Origin of the sequence: Kaistia nematophila, assembly GCF_026343855.1 — a bacterium.
Lineage (GTDB): Bacteria > Pseudomonadota > Alphaproteobacteria > Rhizobiales > Kaistiaceae > Kaistia > Kaistia nematophila.
Map to the genome: position 1 here is coordinate 180523 of NZ_JAPKNK010000010.1, position 19811 is coordinate 200333.

The 19811-nt window shown below is 67.2% G+C and carries 17 protein-coding genes; 13 read left to right on the plus strand and 4 right to left on the minus strand.

Features of this window, described 5'->3' with window-relative positions:
• Window position 1: 1 nt before the first annotated feature.
• From OSH07_RS20450 to OSH07_RS20460, 3 genes are all read left to right on the plus strand, one after another.
• Window positions 2–754: a GNAT family N-acetyltransferase gene (locus tag OSH07_RS20450; protein ID WP_266340537.1), complete on the plus strand. Its 753-nt coding sequence runs from the start codon at window positions 2–4 to the stop codon at window positions 752–754.
• A gap of 17 nt (window positions 755–771) precedes the next feature.
• The gene (gene mutT / locus OSH07_RS20455) at window positions 772–1176 is read left to right on the plus strand and encodes an 8-oxo-dGTP diphosphatase MutT (RefSeq protein WP_266340538.1); all 405 of its coding nucleotides are present in this window, start codon (window positions 772–774) and stop codon (window positions 1174–1176) included.
• Window positions 1177–1269: 93 nt separating this feature from the next.
• Window positions 1270–1449, plus strand: a complete 180-nt coding sequence (locus OSH07_RS20460) for a Flp family type IVb pilin (protein WP_266340539.1) — start codon at window positions 1270–1272, stop codon at window positions 1447–1449.
• Between the two features lie 13 nt (window positions 1450–1462).
• Here OSH07_RS20460 and OSH07_RS20465 read toward each other — a convergent pair whose 3' ends face one another.
• The gene (locus OSH07_RS20465) at window positions 1463–2320 is read right to left on the minus strand and encodes a methyltransferase domain-containing protein (protein ID WP_266340540.1); all 858 of its coding nucleotides are present in this window, start codon (window positions 2318–2320) and stop codon (window positions 1463–1465) included.
• Window positions 2321–2442: 122 nt separating this feature from the next.
• On the opposite strand from OSH07_RS20465, the gene OSH07_RS20470 reads away from it, so the two are divergent.
• Genes OSH07_RS20470 through OSH07_RS20485 form a run of 4 tightly spaced genes read left to right on the plus strand, consistent with a single transcriptional unit; the run spans window position 2443 to window position 4841 of the window.
• On the plus strand, window positions 2443–3192 hold the full coding sequence (locus OSH07_RS20470; RefSeq protein WP_266340541.1) for a ComF family protein: 750 nt from the start codon (window positions 2443–2445) through the stop codon (window positions 3190–3192).
• Window positions 3193–3229: 37 nt separating this feature from the next.
• A complete protein-coding gene (grxC, locus tag OSH07_RS20475) occupies window positions 3230–3487 on the plus strand; it encodes a glutaredoxin 3 (RefSeq protein WP_266340542.1) in 258 nt (85 codons plus the stop codon).
• A 39-nt stretch (window positions 3488–3526) separates the two neighbouring features.
• Window positions 3527–4378 carry a carbon-nitrogen hydrolase family protein gene (locus tag OSH07_RS20480; RefSeq protein ID WP_266340543.1) on the plus strand — a complete coding sequence of 284 codons (852 nt, stop codon included), beginning with the start codon at window positions 3527–3529 and terminating at the stop codon, window positions 4376–4378.
• 16 nt (window positions 4379–4394) lie between these two features.
• Window positions 4395–4841 carry a DUF1178 family protein gene (locus OSH07_RS20485; RefSeq protein ID WP_266340544.1) on the plus strand — a complete coding sequence of 149 codons (447 nt, stop codon included), beginning with the start codon at window positions 4395–4397 and terminating at the stop codon, window positions 4839–4841.
• Between the two features lie 93 nt (window positions 4842–4934).
• Here OSH07_RS20485 and ubiG read toward each other — a convergent pair whose 3' ends face one another.
• Window positions 4935–5699, minus strand: a complete 765-nt coding sequence (gene ubiG, locus OSH07_RS20490) for a bifunctional 2-polyprenyl-6-hydroxyphenol methylase/3-demethylubiquinol 3-O-methyltransferase UbiG (RefSeq protein WP_266340545.1) — start codon at window positions 5697–5699, stop codon at window positions 4935–4937.
• 241 nt (window positions 5700–5940) lie between these two features.
• Between ubiG and OSH07_RS20495 the strand changes: the two genes are divergently transcribed.
• The 6 genes from OSH07_RS20495 (at window position 5941) to clpB (ending at window position 16112) form a co-directional block, all read left to right on the plus strand.
• A complete protein-coding gene (locus OSH07_RS20495) occupies window positions 5941–7194 on the plus strand; it encodes an aspartate kinase (RefSeq protein WP_266340562.1) in 1254 nt (417 codons plus the stop codon).
• A gap of 163 nt (window positions 7195–7357) precedes the next feature.
• Complete coding sequence (ptsP, locus tag OSH07_RS20500; protein ID WP_266340546.1) at window positions 7358–9625, plus strand: phosphoenolpyruvate--protein phosphotransferase; 2268 nt, start codon at window positions 7358–7360, stop codon at window positions 9623–9625.
• 5 nt (window positions 9626–9630) lie between these two features.
• Window positions 9631–10701, plus strand: coding sequence for a peptide chain release factor 1 (gene prfA / locus OSH07_RS20505; protein ID WP_266340547.1), 1071 nt, complete (start codon window positions 9631–9633; stop codon window positions 10699–10701).
• Window positions 10698–11603, plus strand: coding sequence for a peptide chain release factor N(5)-glutamine methyltransferase (gene prmC / locus OSH07_RS20510; RefSeq protein ID WP_266340548.1), 906 nt, complete (start codon window positions 10698–10700; stop codon window positions 11601–11603). Before prfA ends, prmC begins: the two co-directional genes overlap by 4 nt.
• Window positions 11604–12015: 412 nt before the next feature.
• A complete protein-coding gene (locus tag OSH07_RS20515) occupies window positions 12016–13185 on the plus strand; it encodes a DUF4167 domain-containing protein (protein WP_266340549.1) in 1170 nt (389 codons plus the stop codon).
• 326 nt (window positions 13186–13511) lie between these two features.
• Complete coding sequence (gene clpB / locus OSH07_RS20520) at window positions 13512–16112, plus strand: ATP-dependent chaperone ClpB (RefSeq protein WP_266340550.1); 2601 nt, start codon at window positions 13512–13514, stop codon at window positions 16110–16112.
• Window positions 16113–16229: 117 nt separating this feature from the next.
• On the opposite strand, the gene catB is transcribed toward clpB, so the two are convergent.
• Both catB and OSH07_RS20530 read right to left on the minus strand, forming a co-directional pair.
• A complete protein-coding gene (gene catB, locus OSH07_RS20525; RefSeq protein WP_266340551.1) occupies window positions 16230–16859 on the minus strand; it encodes a type B chloramphenicol O-acetyltransferase in 630 nt (209 codons plus the stop codon).
• A 225-nt stretch (window positions 16860–17084) separates the two neighbouring features.
• Complete coding sequence (locus tag OSH07_RS20530) at window positions 17085–19157, minus strand: M23 family metallopeptidase (protein WP_266340552.1); 2073 nt, start codon at window positions 19155–19157, stop codon at window positions 17085–17087.
• Between the last annotated feature and the right edge of the window lie 654 nt (window positions 19158–19811).

The window sequence follows — 19811 nt, forward strand, 5'->3', positions numbered from 1 at the left end:
CGTGGCCACGCTGCCGTCTATCCTCGGCATCGAGGCTGCTTGTCTTTCCGCCTGGCCGGCCGTTGGCAATGTGCATGACGGCGCCTGGATCTGGCGCTTCGCGCATGGCTATTCGAAGCGTTCGAACTCGTTCCAGAGCCTCGACCCGGAGGATGAGGACGAGGCCGAGCGCCGGATCGCCTATCTCGCGGCGCTGTCGACCCGCCATGGCATCGAGCCGGTGTTCCGCGTGACGCCGCTTGCCGGCGCACGGGTGCTGGACGCGCTCGACCGCGCCGGCTGGACGGCGTTCGAGGAAAGCCGCGTGCTGGCGATGGACCTGCATGGCGCCGCCTTCGAGCCGACCGGCGATATACGCTACTTCAACCCGATGGATCCCCGCTGGTATCGCGCCCAGTCCGTGCTGAGCCAGGCCTCCGCCAAGGAGGTCGAGACGCTGAAGATCCTGCTCGGCCTGATCGCGCCGGAAGCGCGCGGCATCGTCTGCTATGCGCCGGACGGCACGCCGGCGGCCGCCGCGCTCGCCGTCAACGCCTGTGGCATCGGCGTGTTCCTGAATGTCGTCACCGACCGGATGAGGCGGCGTCAGGGCTATGGCGCCTCGGTCATGCGGGCCGCCCTCGGCTGGACGCTGGAGAATGGCGCGACCGCGGCCGCGATCCAGGTGACATCCGAGAATGCCGCTGCGATCGCCCTCTATGAAGGCCTCGGCTTCGTCGAGCAGTATCGCTACCACTATCGCCGTCCGGCCTGATATCCCGCGAGGTTCTGATGACACGCCGCCTGCTTCTCGTCGTCGCCTGCGCGCTGGTCGATGCCGACAACCGCATCCTGATCGCGCAGCGACCGGAGGGGAAGGCGCTGGCCGGTCTCTGGGAGTTCCCTGGCGGCAAGGTCGATGCCGGCGAGACGCCGGAAGACGCGCTGATCCGCGAGCTGCGCGAGGAACTCGGCGTCGAGACCAAGACCGCCTGCCTGGCGCCGCTGACCTTCGCCAGCCACACCTATGACGACTTCCATCTGCTGATGCCGCTCTATGTCTGCCGGCGCTGGACGGGCTTCCCACGCAGCCTCGAGGGGCAGGCCATCAAGTGGGTGCGCGCCAAGCAGTTGCGCGACTATCCGATGCCACCGGCCGACGAGCCGCTGATCGCGCCGTTAATCGAGCTTTTATGAGTTTGCGCGAGGCTCCCGCCGGAAGGTGCCGCGCGTCGCGGCACCGTGAGGACGGGGGCAGGGCCCTGCCGTCCCGACGGCAAGGCGTAGTCGATGCGTGCGGCCTCTGGTCCTTCCCTGTTTCGCCTGCTGCGCGCCCGTCGCGGGGCGGTCGCCATCGAGTACGGGCTGATCATCGGCGTCATCGTGCTGGCGCTGGTCGCCGTGACCTTCACCGGCGGCGGCATCGTCTCGCTCTATGAGCGCGCCGTCGCACTCGCCGCCGAATCCTGACGCTTCCTCAGTCCTACGATCCCTCGCGTTCCTTCCGCGCCGCCTCGAGCGCATCGGCGAGGCGCATCTTGGCCGAGCCGGGCTTCAGCGGCTTCTGCTGGCTTTCATGCGGCGCCCAGCCGGAAAGGGCGATCAGCTCGAACGTCGTGCGAACGCGGCCGTCGGCGTCCGCATAGCGTTCGGCATAGAGCGTGGCGGCCCGGGCGAGGATCGCGCGGGTGAGCGGGCGCGGATCGCGCGCCGTCAGCGCATTGGTCGCCCCCATGGCGCGCAGGTCGCGCATCAGATGGAACATGCTGTCATAGCGCACGGTGAACCGGTCGGTGTCGGCCACCGGAAGGGCGAAGCCGGCCCGCTGCAGCAGCGCGCCGATGTCGCGGACATCGGCGAAGGGGGCGACGCGTGGGGCGGCGCCGCCGCGGATGTCGCTCTCCGCCTCGGTCAGCACGGCGCGCAGCTCTTGCAGCGTGTCGCCGCCCACCAGCGTCGCCAGCAGCAGCCCGTCCGGCTTCAGCGCGCGCTTGATCTGGGCGAGCAGGCCCGGCAGGTCGTTGATCCACTGGAAGGAAAGAGCGCTGACGGCGAGATCGACCGATCCCGGCTCCAGCGGCAGCGCCTCGTTTTCGTCCGGCCGGACGCGCCGGACCGTGCCGCCCTGGCCGTGCGCCGCGAGCGCCGCGGCGAGCGTCGGCGACAGATCGCCGATGTCGACCGCCTGCTCGAAGTGGCGGTTCACGGTCGACAGGCGGTCCATCAAATCGTCGATCGTGCGCGCGAGCAGGAAATCGCTGCCGGGGATGGCGAGCCGTTCGGCGCGGGCGCGGTGCAGCGCGAGCAGGCTTCGATCGAAGAGAATGGGGGCGCCGGCCATGGAGCAGCCTTCCTGATGGGTGTGGTCGCGGCGGTTATGGGACTCGCCGCCCTTCCGGTCAAAGCCGTTCTGCATTACGTTGCGTTATGCGAGAGGGCGCTGCGGTCGACAAGTTGGCATGGTTGGCCTCGCTTCGGGCAGGTCTTGCGACTGCCGGGCGGTTCGCGCTGGATCTCGCGCTGCCGCCGGGCTGTCTCGCCTGCGGCCGGCCCGTCGCCAGCGCCGGCGCGCTCTGCGCCGGCTGCTGGGGCCGGCTGCGGCTGATCGAGCGGCCGTTCTGCCAGCGGCTCGCGATCCCCTTCGGCTACGACATCGGTCCCGACTCGCTGTCGGCCGAGGCGATCGCCGATCCGCCGCCCTTCGATCGCCTGCGGGCCGTCGCGATCTATGACGAATTCTCCGGCCGAATCGTCCAGGGCCTGAAGTATCATGACCATACCGAGCTTGCTCGCTCCATGGCCGCCATGATGGCAAGGGCGGCTGATGATCTCGGAGTCGGGGCAGAGCTCGTCGCGCCGGTGCCGCTGCATCCGCGCCGGCTCTGGCAACGGCGATTCAACCAGTCGGCCATGATCGCGGCCGAGGTCGCGCGGCGGCTGGAAAAGCCGCATGTCCCCGATCTTGTCGACCGCATCAAGCCGACGCGCCGGCAGGTCGGATTAAGGGTTTCGGAACGCGCCGCCAATGTCCAGGGTGCCTTTCGCGTGTCGCCGGAAGCGCGGCAAAAGCTCGCCGGACGGCGGGTTCTCCTCGTCGACGACGTCTACACGACAGGGGCGACGGCCAAGGCCGTGACGCGGGCGCTTCTTCGCGGCGGAGCGGCCGCCGTCGACGTCGTCGTCTTCGCACGGGTTGTCGAAGGGCCCGGCTGAAGCCTATATAGGCGGCGCCCCATCATCAGGATTGAACATGGCCGAAGTGATCATCTACACCCGGCAAGCCTGCGGATATTGTTCGGCTGCCAAGCGCCTTCTGGAAAAGAAAGGCGTCGCCTACGTGGAATTCGACGCGACCGGGAAACCGGACCTGCGCCAGGAAATGATCGCGCGCGCCAGCGGGCGTGCCACCTTCCCGCAGATCTTCATCGGCGACACCCATGTCGGCGGCTGCGACGACCTGCATGACCTCGACGGCCAAGGCCGGCTGGACCTGCTTCTGGCGTCCTGACGGTCGCCACTTTCATTCATTCAATCAAGGAGAAAGCCGATGACGAGCTTCAAGGCGGCTTGCGTCCAGATGCGAAGTGGACGATCGGTGGCGGCGAATGTTGACGACGCCGAGGCTCTGATCCGGGCGGCGGCAGCGGCCGGCGCCGGATATGTGCTGACGCCCGAGATGACGACGATCCTCGACCGCGACAAGGCGGCGCTTCTCGCCGCGATCGGGCCGGAAGAAATCGACCCGTCGCTGCAGCGTTTCCGCGAGATCGCGCGCGAGTTGGGCATCCATCTTCATATCGGCTCGATGGCGATCAAGCTCCCTGACGACCACATCGCCAATCGCTCGTTCCTGATCGCGCCAAACGGCGCCATCATCGGGCGCTACGACAAGATCCACATGTTCGACGTCGACCTGTCGGGCGGCGAGAGCTATCGCGAATCCGCGACCTATCGCGCCGGCGACACCGCCGTCGTTGCCGACCTGCCCTGGACCAAGGTCGGCATGACGATCTGCTACGACGTCCGTTTCCCGGCCCTGCACCGGACGCTGGCCAAGGCCGGCGCCGCCGTGCTCGCCGTGCCCGCCGCCTTCACCAAGAAGACCGGCGAGGCGCATTGGCACGTCCTGCTGCGTTCGCGCGCCATCGAGACCGGCTCCTATGTCATCGCGGCGGCGCAGGCCGGCCATCACGAGGACGGCCGCGATACCTATGGCCACAGCATGATCGTTGACCCATGGGGCAAGATCCTTGCGGAGGCCGATGATCAGCCGGGCTTCATCATCGCCGAGATCGACCCCGCCTTCTCGGTTTCGGCGCGGCAGGCGATCCCCGCCCTGGTCAATGCACGCGATTTTTCGCTGCCGGAGATGCCGCAGGTTGGCACCTTCGTGAGCTGATCCCCATATAGGCTCCATGATCCGATACAATCTCGTCTGCACCGCCGGGCACGATTTCGAAAGCTGGTTCCGTGATGCGGCTGCCTATGACAAGGCCGCCAAGGCGCGTGCCGTGACCTGCCCGGAATGCGGGACGAGCGATGTCGTGAAGGCATTGATGGCGCCGTCGGTTTCGACGGCGCGCAAGCGCGAGGCAGCGGCCGAAAGCGCGGCCATGAAGGTCGCCGCGCCCGACCCGCGCCAGGCCGCCATGGTCGAGATGATGCGCAAGCTGCGCGACCATGTCACCGAGAACGCCGACTATGTCGGCGGCAAGTTCGCCGAGGAAGCGCGCAAGATCCATTATCAGGAGGTCGAGGCGCGCGGCATCTATGGCGAGGCCTCGCCGGAAGAGGCGCGCTCCCTGGCCGAGGAGGGGATCGATTTCCTGCCGCTCCCGGTCCTGCCGGAAGACGGCAACTAGGTCGCCGGGATCAAGGCCCCATTTCTTCGCGCAAGTGAAAACGGCTCCGGTGATGCACCGGAGCCGTTCCTGTTTTCGGGTCGGGGAAGCGGCTCAGCGGCGGACGGCGGAAATCATGTAGTTGACGTCCATGTCGGACGAAGGGCTCCAGCGGTCCCGGAGCGGATTGTAGACGACGCCCGTCTCGGCCGAGAGGTCGAGGCCGTTCTCGCTGAGCGCCTTCGCCAGCTCCGAGGGGCGCACCAGCTTTTCGTAAGTGTGCGTACCGCGCGGCAGCCAGCGCAACACACATTCGGCGCCGAAGATCGCCAGCGCCCATGCCTTCGGCGTCCTATTGATGGTGGAAAGCACCATCAGCCCGCCCGGCTTCACCATCGCCGATGTCTCGCGGATGAAGAGCGGCAGGTCGGCGACGTGCTCGACGATCTCCATCGCCAGCACGATGTCGAACTGTTCGCCGGCGGCGCTGAGCGCCTCGGCGGTGGTCGCGCGATAGTCGATGTCGAGACCGGCCTCGCTCGCATGCAGCGAGGCGACGCCGATATTGGTTTCCGATGCGTCGGCGCCGACGACGGTGGCGCCGAGGCGCGCCATCGGCTCGGACAGCAGACCGCCGCCGCAGCCGATATCGAGCACGCGCAGGCCGTTCAGCGCCTTCGGATCCCGGCTGTCGCGGCCGAACAGTTTCGCCGCCTCGTCCTTGATGAAGCCGATGCGGATCGGGTTGAGCCGGTGCAGCGGCGCGAACTTGCCGTTCGGCGCCCACCACTCGCTGGCTATCGCGGAGAAATGCGCGATCTCGTCCTGATCGACCGTGGTGCCCGGGGCGGCGGCGGAAGTCTGTGCGGCGGCTGACATGGGCGGCTCCTTCTGGGGGCGAACGTCGTCGGCGGCGGGGCCGAAGTCAAGGCGGACGGCAGCCGGGGTCGACTTGTCGCGGCCGGAATCGGCGTTTGCGGTGGCTTCCTCCGCGGGCCGCGCCGACGCCGTTGCGGCTTCTGGCCGAAGTCGCTATGAAGGCGCCCGTCCGGTTGTTGTTAGCCGGAACTCCTTCAATCTCTTCCGCATCTTCCGCGGAAACTGCTTCCAAAGGTTGCTGATGGCCCGGCTGGTGATGAAGTTCGGCGGTACCTCCGTCGCCGATATCGATCGCATCCGCAATGTGGCTCGTCACGTCAAACGCGAGGTCGATGCGGGCTTCGAGGTAGCCGTCGTGGTTTCGGCCATGTCCGGCAAGACCAACGAACTCGTCAACTGGACGCGCGCCGCCGCGCCGCTGCATGACGCGCGCGAATATGACGCCGTCGTCGCCTCGGGCGAGCAGGTGACATCCGGGCTCCTCGCGATCGCGCTGCAGGAGATGGGCGTCAACGCCCGCTCCTGGCAGGGCTGGCAGATCCCGATCCGCACCGACGCCGCGCATGGCGCCGCCCGTATCGTCGACATCGACGGCGCGCGGCTGATCGAGCGGCTGGAGCAGGGCCAGGTCGCCGTGATCGCCGGTTTCCAGGGCCTCGGCCCGGACAACCGCATCGCGACGCTCGGCCGTGGCGGTTCCGACACCAGCGCCGTCGCGATCGCCGCCGCGATCAAGGCGGACCGCTGCGACATCTATACGGATGTCGACGGCGTCTACACGACCGACCCCCGCATGGTGCCGAAGGCCAAGCGCCTCGACCGCGTCTCGCATGAAGAAATGCTGGAGATGGCGTCGCTCGGGGCCAAGGTGCTGCAGGTGCGCTCGGTCGAACTGGCTATGGTGCATGGCGTGCGGACCTTCGTGCGGTCCAGCTTCGTCGATCCGGAAGATCCGGCGCTCGGCGATCCCAACAATCCCCCAGGCACCCTCATTTGCGACGAGGACGAGATCGTGGAAAAGCAGGTAGTCACCGGCATCGCCTACGCCAAGGACGAGGCTCAGATCTCGCTGCGTGAAGTCGCCGACAAACCCGGCGTCGCCGCCGCGGTGTTCGTGCCGCTGGCCGAAGCCAACATCAATGTCGACATGATCGTGCAGAACGTCTCGGAAGACGGCACGACCACCGACATGACCTTCACCGTGCCGAACACCGATTTCGACCGGGCCTGGAAGGTGCTGGCCGAGGCGCGCGAATCGATCGGCTATGCCAGCGTCCAGGGCTCGCGCGATCTGACCAAGGTGTCGGTGATCGGCATCGGCATGCGCAGCCATGCGGGCGTCGCCGCCTCGGCCTTCAAGGCGCTCGCCTCCAAGGGCATCAATATCCGCGCCATCACGACGTCGGAGATCAAGATTTCGATCCTGATCGATGCGCCCTACACCGAGCTGGCGGTGCGCACGCTGCACACGCTCTATGGGCTGGACGCCGCCTGATCAACAGGCTTTCCGACCCGACGAAACAGCATTTTACCTTCTGCCCAACTCGTGCCACGACTAGGCAGGAAGCATGCGGGGAACCGGCCGAATCGGCCGGCTTCCCGAGACGGATTTCGATGGTCGAAGCCCGTCAAAGCTCTCGAATTGCGGAAGGCGGACCATGCGGGGGTCACTCGCCGGGCCGCGCGTCCTGCTCCGTCGCCTGCGCGAAATCATGGCGGAGCCGATCAGCGCGCAAGACCGGCTCGACAAGATCGTTGCCCAGATCGCGGCCAACATGGTCGCCGAGGTGTGCTCGGTCTATGTGTTGCGCGCCGATGACGTGCTCGAACTCTATGCGACCGAGGGCCTGAACCGCTCGGCGGTGCACCATGCCGGCCTGCGCGTCGGCCAGGGCCTCGTTGGCCTGATCGCCTCCGAGGCGCGTCCGCTCAATCTGCAGGACGCCCAGAGCCACCCGTCCTTCGCCTATCTCCCGGAAACCGGCGAGGAGATCTACAACGCCTTCCTCGGCGTGCCGATCCTGCGCGCCGGCCGGACGCTGGGCGTCCTCGTCGTGCAGAACCGCGCGCACCGCACCTATTACGACGAGGAAGTCGAGGCGCTGCAGACGACGGCGATGGTGCTGGCGGAGATGATCGCCGTCGGCGAGCTGCAGGGTCTCGCCCGGCCTGGCACGTCGCTCGACGTCAAGCGCCCGCTTTCGCTCAAGGGAACCCCGCTTTCGGACGGCATCGCGCTCGGCCATGTCGTGCTGCACGAGCCGCGCGTCGTCGTCACCCAGCTGATCGCCGAGGACACCGACAAGGAAAGCCGTCGCCTCGAGCAGGCGATCGCCAATCTGCGCCTGTCGGTCGACGACATGCTCTCGCGCGACGATATCGCGCTGGCCGGCGAGCACCGCGACATTCTCGAAGCCTACCGCATGTTCGCCTATGACCGCGGCTGGGTCCGCCGCATGGACGAGGCGATCCAGAACGGCCTTTCGGCCGAGGCGGCGGTCGAGAAGGTGCAGAGCGACACGCGCGCCCGCCTGCAGCGCCAGACCGACCCGTACCTGCGCGAGCGACTGCACGATTTCGACGATCTCGCCAACCGGCTCCTGCGCGAGCTGATGGGCAAGTCGCACGGCCCGGACGGCGCCAGCCTGCCCAAGGACAGCGTCATCGTCGCGCGCAACATGGGCGCCGCCGAGCTGCTCGACTATGACCGCAACCGCGTGCGCGGCCTGGTGCTCGAGGAAGGCGGGGCGACTAGCCACGTGACGATCGTCGCTCGGGCGCTCGGCATCGCCACCATCGGTCGCGCCGCCAATATCGTCTCGCTGGTCGAGAACGGCGATCCGATCATCCTCGACGCCGATACTGGCGAGGCCCATGTGCGGCCGCCGGCCGATGTCGAGGCCGCGTATGGCGAGAAGGTCAAGTTCCGCGCCAAGCGCCAGGCCCAGTATCGCCTGCTGCGCAACAAGCCGGCCGTGACCCAGGACGGCCACCGCGTTTCGCTCAACATGAATGCCGGCCTGCTGGTCGACCTGCCGCATCTGGCCGAAGCGGGCGCGGAGGGCATCGGCCTGTTCCGCACCGAGCTGCAGTTCATGGTCGCCTCGACCATGCCGCGCATGGACGAGCAGACGGCGCTTTACGCCGCCGTGCTCCAGTCCAGCGGCAACCGGCCGGTGACCTTCCGTACGCTCGATATCGGCGGCGACAAGGTGCTGCCCTATATGCGCATGCAGCCGGAGGAAAATCCGGCGCTCGGCTGGCGCGCGATCCGCCTCGGCCTCGACCGCCCCGGCCTTCTGCGCATGCAGTTGCGCGCGCTGTTGCACGCGGCTGCCGGCCGCGAGTTGCGCGTCATGTTGCCGATGGTCACCGAGGTGGGCGAGATTCACCGGGCACGGGCGCTGCTCGACCGCGAGGTCGCGCAATTGCGCCGGCATGGCCATGGCGAGCCCTCGCGCATCCTGCTCGGCTCGATGGTCGAGGTGCCGGCGCTGCTGTTCCAGCTCGATTCGCTGATGCAGGCGGTTGATTTCGTCTCTGTCGGCTCCAACGACCTGCTCCAGTACATGACCGCGAGCGACCGCGGAAACCCCCGCGTCGCCAGCCGGTTCGACCCGCTGTCGCGCCATTTCCTGCGCACCTTGCGGATGATCGTCGAGGGGGCTGACCGGCACGAGACGCCGGTGACGCTCTGCGGCGAGATCGCCAGCCGACCGCTCGCCGCGATGGCGCTGGCGGGCATCGGCTTCCGGTCTTTGTCGATGTCGGCCGCCGCGATCGGCCCGGTGAAGGCGATGCTGCTCGCGCTCGACATCGGCCGGCTCAAGGCTGTGCTCGATCCTCTACTGGCCCTGGATAATGGCGAGGACGGCGTCCGCGCGGCGCTCGTCGCCTTCGCCGAAGCTGAAGGCATACCGATCTGACCTCCTTGCTGCCGCCCGGTCTTCCCTGGGAAAAGATCAATCACCTCGTCGCCCGCGCCGAGGTCATCGACCAGAAGCTCGCCGCGACCAGCGACGGGGCGACCTTGGTGCAATTGTCCAAGGAGCGCGCCGAACTGCAGGATATCGTCGAGGCGGTGAACCGGATGAAGGCCGCCGTCGCCGAGCGCGAGGCTCTGGACGATCTCGCCGGCGATCCCGAGATGGCGGCGCTGGCGGAGGAGGAGCGCGGCGCGCTCGAGGCGCAGGTCGAGGCTCTGACGCAGGAAATCCGCGTCCTACTGCTGCCGCGCGACGCCGCCGACGAGAAGAGCGCCATCCTCGAAATCCGCGCCGGCACCGGCGGCGACGAGGCCGCGCTGTTCGCCGGCGACCTCTTCCGGATGTATCAGCGCTATGCCCAGCTCCATGGCTGGCGGATCCAGGTTCTCTCGGAGAGCGAGGGCGAAGCGGGCGGCTACAAGGAAATCATTGCCGACGTCACCGGCAAGGGCGTGTTTGCGCGGCTGAAGTTCGAATCCGGCGCGCATCGTGTGCAGCGCGTGCCGGCGACGGAGGCGAGCGGCCGCATCCACACCTCGGCGGCGACCGTCGCCGTGCTGCCGGAGGCGGAGGACGTCGACATCGACATCCGCCCCGAGGATATCAAGATCGACACCACCCGTGCCTCGTCGGCCGGCGGCCAGCATGCCAACACGACCGACACGGCCGTCCGCATCACCCATCTGCCGACTGGGACCGTGATCGTCGTCGCGGGCCGGTCGCAGCACCAGAACCGCGCCCAGGCGACGCAGATCCTGCGCGCGCGCTTGTTCGACATGGAGCGCGAGCGTCTCTCGTCGGAGCGCGCCGCCGACCGCAAGGGCCAGGTCGGCTCGGGCGACCGCTCCGAGCGCATCCGCACCTATAATTTCCCGCAGGGCCGGGTGACCGACCACCGCATCAACCTCACCCTCTACAAGCTCGAGGCGGTGATGACCGGCGAGGCGCTCGACGAAATCATCGAGCCGCTGATCACCGAGCATCAGGCAGGCTTGCTGGCCGCGCTCGATACATGACTGGGCCGGCCGCCACGCTCGGCGCCGTGCGCCGCGCCGCGGCGAGGCGGCTGGCGGAACTCGGAACGGACGCGACGCCGGCGCTCGACGCCCGGCTTCTGGTCGCGGGAGCCCTCGGCGTGGCGCCGGATCGGCTCGTCCTGATCGACGATCGCGCGCTCTCCGACGCAGAGATCGGCGCCATCGAGGCAGCGATCGAACGCCGGCTCGCCGGCGAGCCGGTCGCCCGCATCCTCGGCGAAAAGGAATTCTGGGGCCTCACCTTTCAGCTCGCCGACGCGACCCTGGTGCCGCGTCCCGACACGGAGACTCTGGTCGAGGCGGCGCTGGCCTGGATCGACCGGACACAGGGTCGCGACAGGCCGTTTCGCATCGTCGATATCGGCACCGGCACCGGCGCCATCCTGATCGCGCTTCTGAGCGAATTGCCACAGGCGATCGGCCTTGGCGTCGATCTTTCCGAAGCCGCGGCGCGGACCGCGCGCGCCAATGCGGAGCGGCTCGGCTTCGGCGATCGAAGCCTGTTCATTCGCGGCTCCTGGGGCGAAAGTTCCGCGCCGGCCGATGTAATCGTCTCAAATCCGCCCTATATCAGGAGCGAAGTCATCCAGACGCTGGATCGCGAGGTCAGGTACCACGATCCGTTGCTGGCGCTGGATGGAGGTGATGACGGCCTCGATGCTTACAGAGCGATCGTCGCGGATCTGGACCGGATGATGCGGCCGGGCGGTGCGACTTTCTTCGAAATCGGATTCGACCAGGCACAGTCGCTGTCGGCGCTCGCGGAGCAGGCCGGCTTCGCGGCGGTGGTACATGCCGATCTCGCGGGGCATGATCGCGTGGTGGAAATCCACCGTTCCAATTGGTTGCCGACGGGAAGCAAGCCGGGCGGATTTGAATAATCCGCTTGGAAAGTGGGCGCGGAACGGCTAGTTTTCGAGCCGCCGCAGATAGATTGATGCGTCTCCCGAACGTCGAAGCGCAAGCGTCGCGCGGGAGCGGCGCGGCAAGGGCCACCAGATGGCCGTAGGGGTCGGATCGGGGGAGATCGACCGGGCTCCGGTGCCTCGAGCGTCATCTCTGTTCGGTACGACACGATTTCCCAGGACGCCCCGCCTCGGCGGTGGCCAGGTTGCCCAAGGGCCCCAAGGGTCCCTCGGCTGCCTTGATCCGCGGAAGAGTGACGATCGCTTTCGCCGGTCCCGGCGTTTCGGGCTTCAGCCCGAGGCGGCCGATCGACGGATTTTGTCCGGCCGGCGTTTGGATTCGGTCGATGAGATTGTTTGACCTTGTTGGTCACGGAAGAGAAAATTCATGAGACAAGGACAGCAGAACAACAATAACAACAAGCGGATGCGCGGGCGTAACAACAACGGCAACAACAATAACCGTAAGGGCCCCAACCCGCTGACCCGCTCGTATGAGAGCAACGGCCCGGACGTGAAGATCCGCGGCACTGCCCTTCACATAGCGGAAAAATACGTGACGCTGGCGCGCGACGCGCAGTCGTCGGGCGATCGCGTGATGGCGGAGAGCTATCTGCAGCACGCGGAGCACTATTTCCGCGTCATCGCCGCCGCGCAGGCCCAGAACCCGCAGAATTCCCAGCAGCCGCAGCCGGCCTATCGCGCCGACGCGGACGACGAGGGGCTCGACGAGGAAGACGACCGCTTCAGCGAGCGGTTCGGCCAGGCTCATCATCATGAGCGTCAGCAGCCCCAGCAGCGCGACCAGGACGGCAATGTTGGCCTGAACGACCCGCAGCCCTACGTCAACGGTTCCGGATCGAATGGCGGCGAGCCGCGTGAAGGTTCCGAGCGCCAGGAGCGCGGCGACCGTCAGGAGCGTGGAGACCGCCAGGAACGCGGTGATCGCCAGGAGCGCTTCGAGCGTTCTCGTTCGGACCGGCAGGATCGCGGCGACCGCGGCGATCGTTCCGACCGCAACGAGATCCGCACCGACCGCCCGGATCGCGGCGATCGCCAGCCGCGCGGCGAGCGTCGGGATCGCGGCGACCGTCCGGATCGCGGTGACCGCAACGAGCGTTCGCAGCTTCCCCGCTTCGTGACAGGCGAACCGGCGCCCCAGCCGGTCGTCGACGTGCCGCGCGCCCAGCCGGTCGTTGAAGTCGCCGCAGCGGCTCCGGTCGAGGCTCCCAAGGCCGAAACACCCAAGCCGGAACCGGTCGCGGTTGAGGTCGCGCCCGTCGAAGCCGTGAAGGCCGAGCCGGTCGCTGCGGCTCCGGCCGAAGCGGTTGCCGCGCCGCGCGCGCGGGCCTCTCGCAGCAGCGCGGCCAAGGCCGAGCGTGCTGCCGCCGCCGAGGCGGCGCCGACCCTCGATCTCGGTACCGAGGCTTCCGCCTCGGCCGACGAGGAAGAGTTCCGTCCGCGCCGTCGTCGCACCACCCGCACCCGAGCCCGCGCCTCCGAGGGCGAGGCCGGCTCCGAGCCGGCGCTGGCCGGCGAGTCGGGTAGCGACGAGTAAGCGACGCCCCCTCTCACAAGATCCTGAAACGCCCGGGCGCCAGCGCCCGGGCGTTTTTCGTTGGCGGGCCGGACGCCGCATGACTTGGCCCGGCTGCGCCTAACCCGCTATTCGGAATGGGTTTTTCCCGATATTTCTGCGCGCCCGCTGGATCTGCGACGTGCGCGCCAAAATTGTGGGCGCTGCCCCTTCCTGTTGCAGGATGGCCACACCATATTCGGATCAGGCGGCAGGCCCAAGCTTGGCTGTCGCTGGACTGAGGTCCATATTTCAGAGCGGCCCATTCGTGCTTTCGAGGCGTTGGGACCGGGTCAGGAGGCATAGTTATGAATTTTGACAATTATTCCGAGCGCGCGCAGGGCTTCATCCAGTCGGCGCAGACGCTCGCTATGACGCGTGGCAATCAGCAGTTCACGCCCGAACATCTTCTGAAAGTTCTGCTCGACGACGAGGAAGGCCTCGCTGGCGGTCTCATCGACAGCTCCGGCGGCAATTCCCGCCAGGCGCTGGCGGCGACCGAACGCGCGCTGGAGGCCATGCCGAAGGTTTCCGGCGGTGGCGCCGGCCAGCTTTATCTGGCCCCGCCGCTTGCCAAGGTATTCCAGCAGGCATCCGACCTCGCCAAGAAGGCGGGCGACAGCTTCGTTACCGTCGAGCGTCTTCTCCTTGCCCTGGCGCTGGAGAAGGACGCGAAGACCTCTGGCATCCTCAAGGATGCCGGCGTGACGCCGGTTGGCCTGAACCGCGCCATCGAGGCGCTGCGCCAGGGCCGAACCGCCGACACCGCCGGCGCCGAGGGCCAGTATGACGCGCTGAAGAAATATGCCCGCGATCTCACCCAGGTTGCGCGCGACGGCAAGCTCGATCCGGTCATCGGCCGGGACGATGAGATCCGCCGCGCCATCCAGGTTCTGTCGCGCCGTACCAAGAACAACCCGGTGCTGATCGGCGAACCGGGCGTCGGCAAGACCGCGATCGCGGAAGGGCTGGCGCTCCGGATTGTCAATGGCGACGTGCCGGAGAGCCTGAAGGACAAGCGCCTTTTGGCGCTCGACATGGGCGCGCTGATCGCCGGCGCCAAATATCGCGGTGAGTTCGAGGAGCGGCTGAAGGCCGTGCTCTCCGAGGTCACGGCGGCCAATGGCGGCATCATCCTGTTCATCGACGAGATGCACACGCTCGTCGGTGCGGGCAAGGCGGACGGCGCGATGGACGCGTCCAACCTGCTGAAGCCGGCGCTGGCGCGTGGCGAACTGCATTGCGTCGGCGCCACCACGCTCGACGAATACCGCAAGCATGTCGAGAAGGACCCGGCGCTCGCCCGGCGGTTCCAGCCGATCTTCGTCGGCGAGCCGACGGTCGAGGACACGGTCTCGATCCTGCGCGGCATCAAGGAGAAGTATGAGCTGCACCATGGCGTGCGGATCACCGACTCCGCCCTGGTAGCCGCCGCGACGCTGTCGAACCGCTACATCACCGACCGCTTCCTGCCCGACAAGGCGATCGACCTGGTCGACGAGGCGTCGGCGCGGCTGCGCATGCAGGTTGATTCCAAGCCGGAGGCGCTCGACGAACTCGATCGCCGTATCATCCAGCTCAAGATTGAGCGCGAGGCGCTGAAGAAGGAGACCGACCAGGCTTCGAAGGACCGGCTCGAGCGGCTGGAGAAGGAACTGACGGACCTCGAGGAGGAATCGTCCGCCTTCACCCAGCGCTGGCAGGCCGAGAAGCAGAAGCTGAACGCGGCGCAGAAGCTGAAGGAACAGCTGGATCAGGCGCGCAGCGACCTCGACAAGGCGCAGCGCACCGGCGATCTCGCCAAGGCGGGCGAACTGGCCTATGGCACGATCCCGACGCTGGAGCGTCAGTTGGTCGAGGCCGAGAAGGCGCAGACGAGCACGATGATGGAGGAGGCGGTGACGCCTGACCACATCGCGCAGATCGTATCGCGCTGGACCGGCATTCCGGTCGACAAGATGCTGCAGGGCGAGCGCGAGAAGCTGCTCCGCATGGAAGACGAACTGGCGCGTCGCGTCGTCGGCCAGGCGGAGGCGGTGCATTCGGTCGCGACGGCGGTTCGTCGGGCGCGCGCCGGCTTGCAGGATCCGAACCGCCCGATCGGCTCGTTCCTCTTCCTCGGCCCGACCGGCGTCGGCAAGACGGAGCTGACCAAGGCGGTCGCTTCGTTCCTGTTCGACGACGAGACGGCGATGGTCCGCATCGACATGTCGGAATTCATGGAGAAGCACTCCGTGGCCCGGCTGATCGGCGCGCCTCCCGGCTATGTCGGCTATGAGGAGGGTGGTGCGCTGACCGAGGCGGTGCGGCGTCGGCCTTACCAGGTCGTGCTGTTCGACGAGGTCGAGAAGGCGCATCCCGACGTCTTCAACGTGCTGCTGCAGGTTCTTGATGATGGCCGCCTGACCGATGGTCAGGGTCGCACGGTCGATTTCAAGAACACGATCATCATCATGACCTCGAACCTCGGCTCCGACTATCTCGCGCATCTGCGCGACGACGAGGATGTCGATGGCGTGCGCGAGCAGGTCATGGCGGTGGTGCGCGGGCATTTCCGGCCCGAGTTCCTGAATCGTCTCGACGACATCATCCTGTTCCATCGCCTGAAGAAGGCAGAGATGGGCCGGATCGTCGAAATCCAGCTCGGCCGCCTTGCCAAGCTGCTCGAGGAGCGCAAGGTGACGCTGGAGCTGGACGATACGGCGCGGAGCTGGCTGGCCGAGAAGGGCTACGACCCGGCCTATGGTGCGCGTCCGCTGAAGCGGGTGATCCAGCGCTATGTGCAGGATCCGCTCGCCGACAAGATCCTGGCCGGGGAGATCGCCGACGGCTCGCTGATCAAGATCACGGCCGGCACCGACAGGCTGCTGTTCCTGCCGCGCGGCGAGACCGCTTCGCAGGCTGCCTGAGCCACCGTGATGTCGGGCATGCCGCAAGCGGCATGCCCTCCCATCCAAAAGGCCGCGTTGCAGCGATGCGGCGCGGCTTTTCGCTTTCTTGATGACGCCTTGGGCGGTCCCGCCGGCTTAGCCCGCGCGATCCAGCCAGTGGCGATGGAGCGCCGCGACGTCGCCCGAGCAGAGCAGGGGCATGGCGTCCCGGATCCGCTCGATCTCCCAGTCCCACCAGGCCATTTCCAGCAGCATCGCGATCGCCTCGTCCGCAAAACGCTTGCGGATCGGCCGGGCCGGGTTGCCGCCGACGATGGTGTAGGGCTCGACATCCCTCGTCACCAGCGACCGGCTGCCGATCACCGCGCCATGGCCGATGCGGATGCCGGGCATGACCATCGCCTCGGCGCCGATCCAGACGTCATGGCCGATCACCGTATCGCCGGCCGGCTCGTAGGCGTTGATCGCGCCGGCGAAGGCAGGCTCCTCGGGCACGAAGAAGAACGGAAACGTCGTCACCCAGTCGTTCCGGTGGCCCTGGTTGCTGGCCATCATGAAGGAGGCGCCGGAGCCGATCGAGCAGAAGCTGCCGATGACGAGGCGGTCGACATCGCTGCGATCGGGCATCAGGTAGCGGGCGCAGTCGTCAAAGGAGTGGCCGTGATAGTAGCCGGAATAGTAGCTGTAGCGGCCGACGACGATGTTGGGATTGGTGACCTGTTCGGTCAGCGGCTTGCCCAGGAAGGGGCTCTCGAAATAGTTCATGGTCTTGTCCATGCCGGTGCGTGCGCGAACCGTGTCGCGGCGGGCACCCCGGAAGCGAGGATCGCCTCAGACGAGGCGGATGAAAGCAAAGGCTGGCCGCCGCGCCGCCTGGCGCGGCGGCCTTGCCGCAGCTGTCTTTCTGTCGCTTTCCGGTAACATCGAGCCTTCCGCGAAGGCCTCCCGTTCTAGATTGTGGCCAGGACCGCTTTCCCCTTTGGAAAGGGCCTAGTTGGTGGCGTCCTCGTCGGTGTTGATGGCGGCGACCTTTGAACTGGCCGGCATCCCGATCAGCGTGTCGATGCGCGCCTTTTCCTGCTTGAAGGCGACCAGCATGTCGCCCTGCAGCACGCGCCCGCGAGGCAGGCGCACGCGCAGGGGATCGACCGGCTTGTTGTTGATGCGCACTTCATAGTGCAGGTGCGGGCCGGTCGAGAGCCCTGTCGAGCCGACATAGCCGATGACCTGGCCCTGCCGAACCTTGGCGCCCGGCCGGATGCCCTTGGCGATCGCCGACTGGTGGCCATAGGCCGATTCATAGCCGTTGGTGTGCCGGATCAGCGTGAAGTTGCCATAGCCCGAGCTCCAGCCGGCCTTCTCGACGACGCCGTTGCCGGCCGCGAGGATCGGCGTGCCGCGCGGCGCTGCCCAGTCGACGCCCGGATGCAGACGCGTGTAACCGAGGATCGGGTGCTTGCGGTAGCCGAAATTGGAGCGCAGCACGCCGCCATTCATCGGCTTGCGGACGAGGAACTTCTTGGCGCTGCGACCTTCCTCGTCGAAATAGTCGACGACGCCGTCATCCGGCGAGCGGTAGCGGTAGTAGCGCTTCGTCGCGCCGTCCAGCGTGATCGCCGCGTAGAGGATCTCCTCGTCGTCGCTGCCGGCGTCGGGCAGCGAATGGAACACCTCGAGCGAGTCGCCCGGCGAAACGCGCGACTGGAAGTCGACGTCATAGGAGAAGATGTGAATGAGTTCGGTGATCAGCGGGCCCGGGATCTTCTGCTCCAGCGCCGTCTCGTAGACGGCCTGGTAGAGACGCGGCATCGGGCCGTCATCGGCGGGCGCCGGCTCGGCCATCTCGAATTCGTCGGTCGAGCTCTCGGGCTCGTCGGCGCGTACGAAGGTATCGTCGTCGCGCCGCGCCACCGTCGCCTGGTGCGAGCCCTCGTCATAGATGGAGACGCGCATCGGCTTCGGCGACTCACCTTCCGAGGAGAAGAGAATCCGGACCTTCTGGCCCGCCTGCAGGTCCGAAAGGTCCATCAGGTTGGACATGGCGGAGACGATGTTCTTCGACTCGTCCTCGGCGATGCCGTTCTCGGCGAGGATGTCGCCGAGGGTTTCCTTCTTCTCCACCACCGCGACGCGTTCGTCGGAAGGGATGGCCGGACCGGACTTGGAGACGAAGGAGACGTTCTCCGGAACGATCCGCACGCCAAGGGCCGAGAAGGGATCCGTTCCGCTTTCGTCGAAGGAGAAGCGGTCCGGATCGACATAGGGCATGGCAGCGATCTGGACGCCGTTCGACAAGGTGGTCTGGGTTGACGCGCGGGCGACCTGCTCGGCCTCTTCCGGGCTGAAGCTCGGCTCCTCGGCCTGCGGCGCCTCGTTGACCGGGAAGTCGCTGACCTTGATCGAGACCTCGCCCTCGACATTGGCGCCGTAGATCTGCTCCTGCTCGGCGCCCACGGCCACCACGTCAGCGCCGGTGCCATTGCTGGTGTCGTCGGCCGCGTCGCTGGCGGCGCCGTCTATGATGATGCCGTCGTCACCGCCGTCACCCGAAGCGCCTTCGTCGTCGATGACGCCGAGCTTCTCGGTCGCCGCCGGCGGCGGGGTGTCGTTCTTGTCGCTGCCCTTGTCGCGGGCGCCGGCCGCGCCGGCGACGATCTTGACCGGATCATAAGCCGGTACGCCGTCGCTGAGCGCGGTGATGGCGGTGGCGATCGGCGTCGCGATACGCGCGAAGGGCTTGAGCTTGATGAGATCGCGATCGCCCTGCTTGGTGACGGTCGAGACCTGCACGATCTGGCGATCGGTGGCGGGCTCGCGCGCGGTCCGCATTCGGTCGCCCTTGGCGCCATTGGTGAGCGGCACGTCGCCGCCCGCTTCCGAGGCGCGCAGGGTGCGGCCGGCCTCCGGCGGGAACGCAAGTTGGTGGCGGCCGTCCAGGGCGGCCATCAATGCGCCGCCCATCAGGATGGTCGAGGTAAAGCCGGTGAGGACCGTGCCGGTCAGCCAGCGGATGCTGACGCTCCGGCGCTGCGGGACGCCCTCGCGCGTGTCGCCAACCGTCAAAGGCGGCTCGCGGCCTAGGTCGATCCGCGCGCCGTTCGTCCCTCTTGCTGGCGCGCCGCCGCGCGTCGATGCCTTCACGGTTTCGTCTTCTCCCCGTCGTCGGCAGCTTTGCGACTGCCTGTCATATGATCCTGGAGCCTGCCTCGCGTGACGGAGGAATTTGCCGTCCGCTCTGTCTCAAGTCAACGAAGTGGTCCGACATCCCTAGGGATCGCAGGCCGCTGGGCCGTCGTTTCCGCGGCAGCCGCCAAACACTCGCGCGCCCGTGCGTGATAGAAGCCGGCTTGAACCGAAGCGGCGCATCCAGGAGCGGTGACCTGAAATCGACCCTCTTCATGTCATCAATATGGCTGAGGCGTGGGGGAGGGAGAGTGAGGAGGGGGCAGCTCATCGTTCAGAGCTGACCGGGGGACGCCGGCTCAGTTTCCGGGCGGGGCACTGGCGCTGAAAGAGGCAGGGATGCGGACGGCGGCGGCGCAGGCGACGGTTAACGAATATTAAGAATTTTCAATGGTTTGGCTAATGCGGCGGGATCCTGCGGTTTCCGGTCCGGTGGAAGCCGGCTTATCCACATGACTGGATCCAGGGCAGCGATCCCGGCCAAAATTGTTCGAAATAATCGTTGACGCCGGCCGGCCGTCTCCCTATACATCA

Coding starts and splice junctions, on each gene's coding strand:
- OSH07_RS20515 (WP_266340549.1), top strand. CDS start 12,016: ATGAGACAAGGACAGCAGAACAACAATAACAACAAGCGGATGCGCGGG.
- OSH07_RS20485 (WP_266340544.1), top strand. CDS start 4,395: ATGATCCGATACAATCTCGTCTGCACCGCCGGGCACGATTTCGAAAGC.
- clpB (WP_266340550.1), top strand. CDS start 13,512: ATGAATTTTGACAATTATTCCGAGCGCGCGCAGGGCTTCATCCAGTCG.
- mutT (WP_266340538.1), top strand. CDS start 772: ATGACACGCCGCCTGCTTCTCGTCGTCGCCTGCGCGCTGGTCGATGCC.
- OSH07_RS20480 (WP_266340543.1), top strand. CDS start 3,527: ATGACGAGCTTCAAGGCGGCTTGCGTCCAGATGCGAAGTGGACGATCG.
- prmC (WP_266340548.1), top strand. CDS start 10,698: ATGACTGGGCCGGCCGCCACGCTCGGCGCCGTGCGCCGCGCCGCGGCG.
- grxC (WP_266340542.1), top strand. CDS start 3,230: ATGGCCGAAGTGATCATCTACACCCGGCAAGCCTGCGGATATTGTTCG.
- ptsP (WP_266340546.1), top strand. CDS start 7,358: ATGCGGGGGTCACTCGCCGGGCCGCGCGTCCTGCTCCGTCGCCTGCGC.
- ubiG (WP_266340545.1), bottom strand. CDS start 5,699: ATGTCAGCCGCCGCACAGACTTCCGCCGCCGCCCCGGGCACCACGGTC.
- OSH07_RS20460 (WP_266340539.1), top strand. CDS start 1,270: ATGCGTGCGGCCTCTGGTCCTTCCCTGTTTCGCCTGCTGCGCGCCCGT.
- OSH07_RS20465 (WP_266340540.1), bottom strand. CDS start 2,320: ATGGCCGGCGCCCCCATTCTCTTCGATCGAAGCCTGCTCGCGCTGCAC.
- OSH07_RS20495 (WP_266340562.1), top strand. CDS start 5,941: ATGGCCCGGCTGGTGATGAAGTTCGGCGGTACCTCCGTCGCCGATATC.
- catB (WP_266340551.1), bottom strand. CDS start 16,859: ATGAACTATTTCGAGAGCCCCTTCCTGGGCAAGCCGCTGACCGAACAG.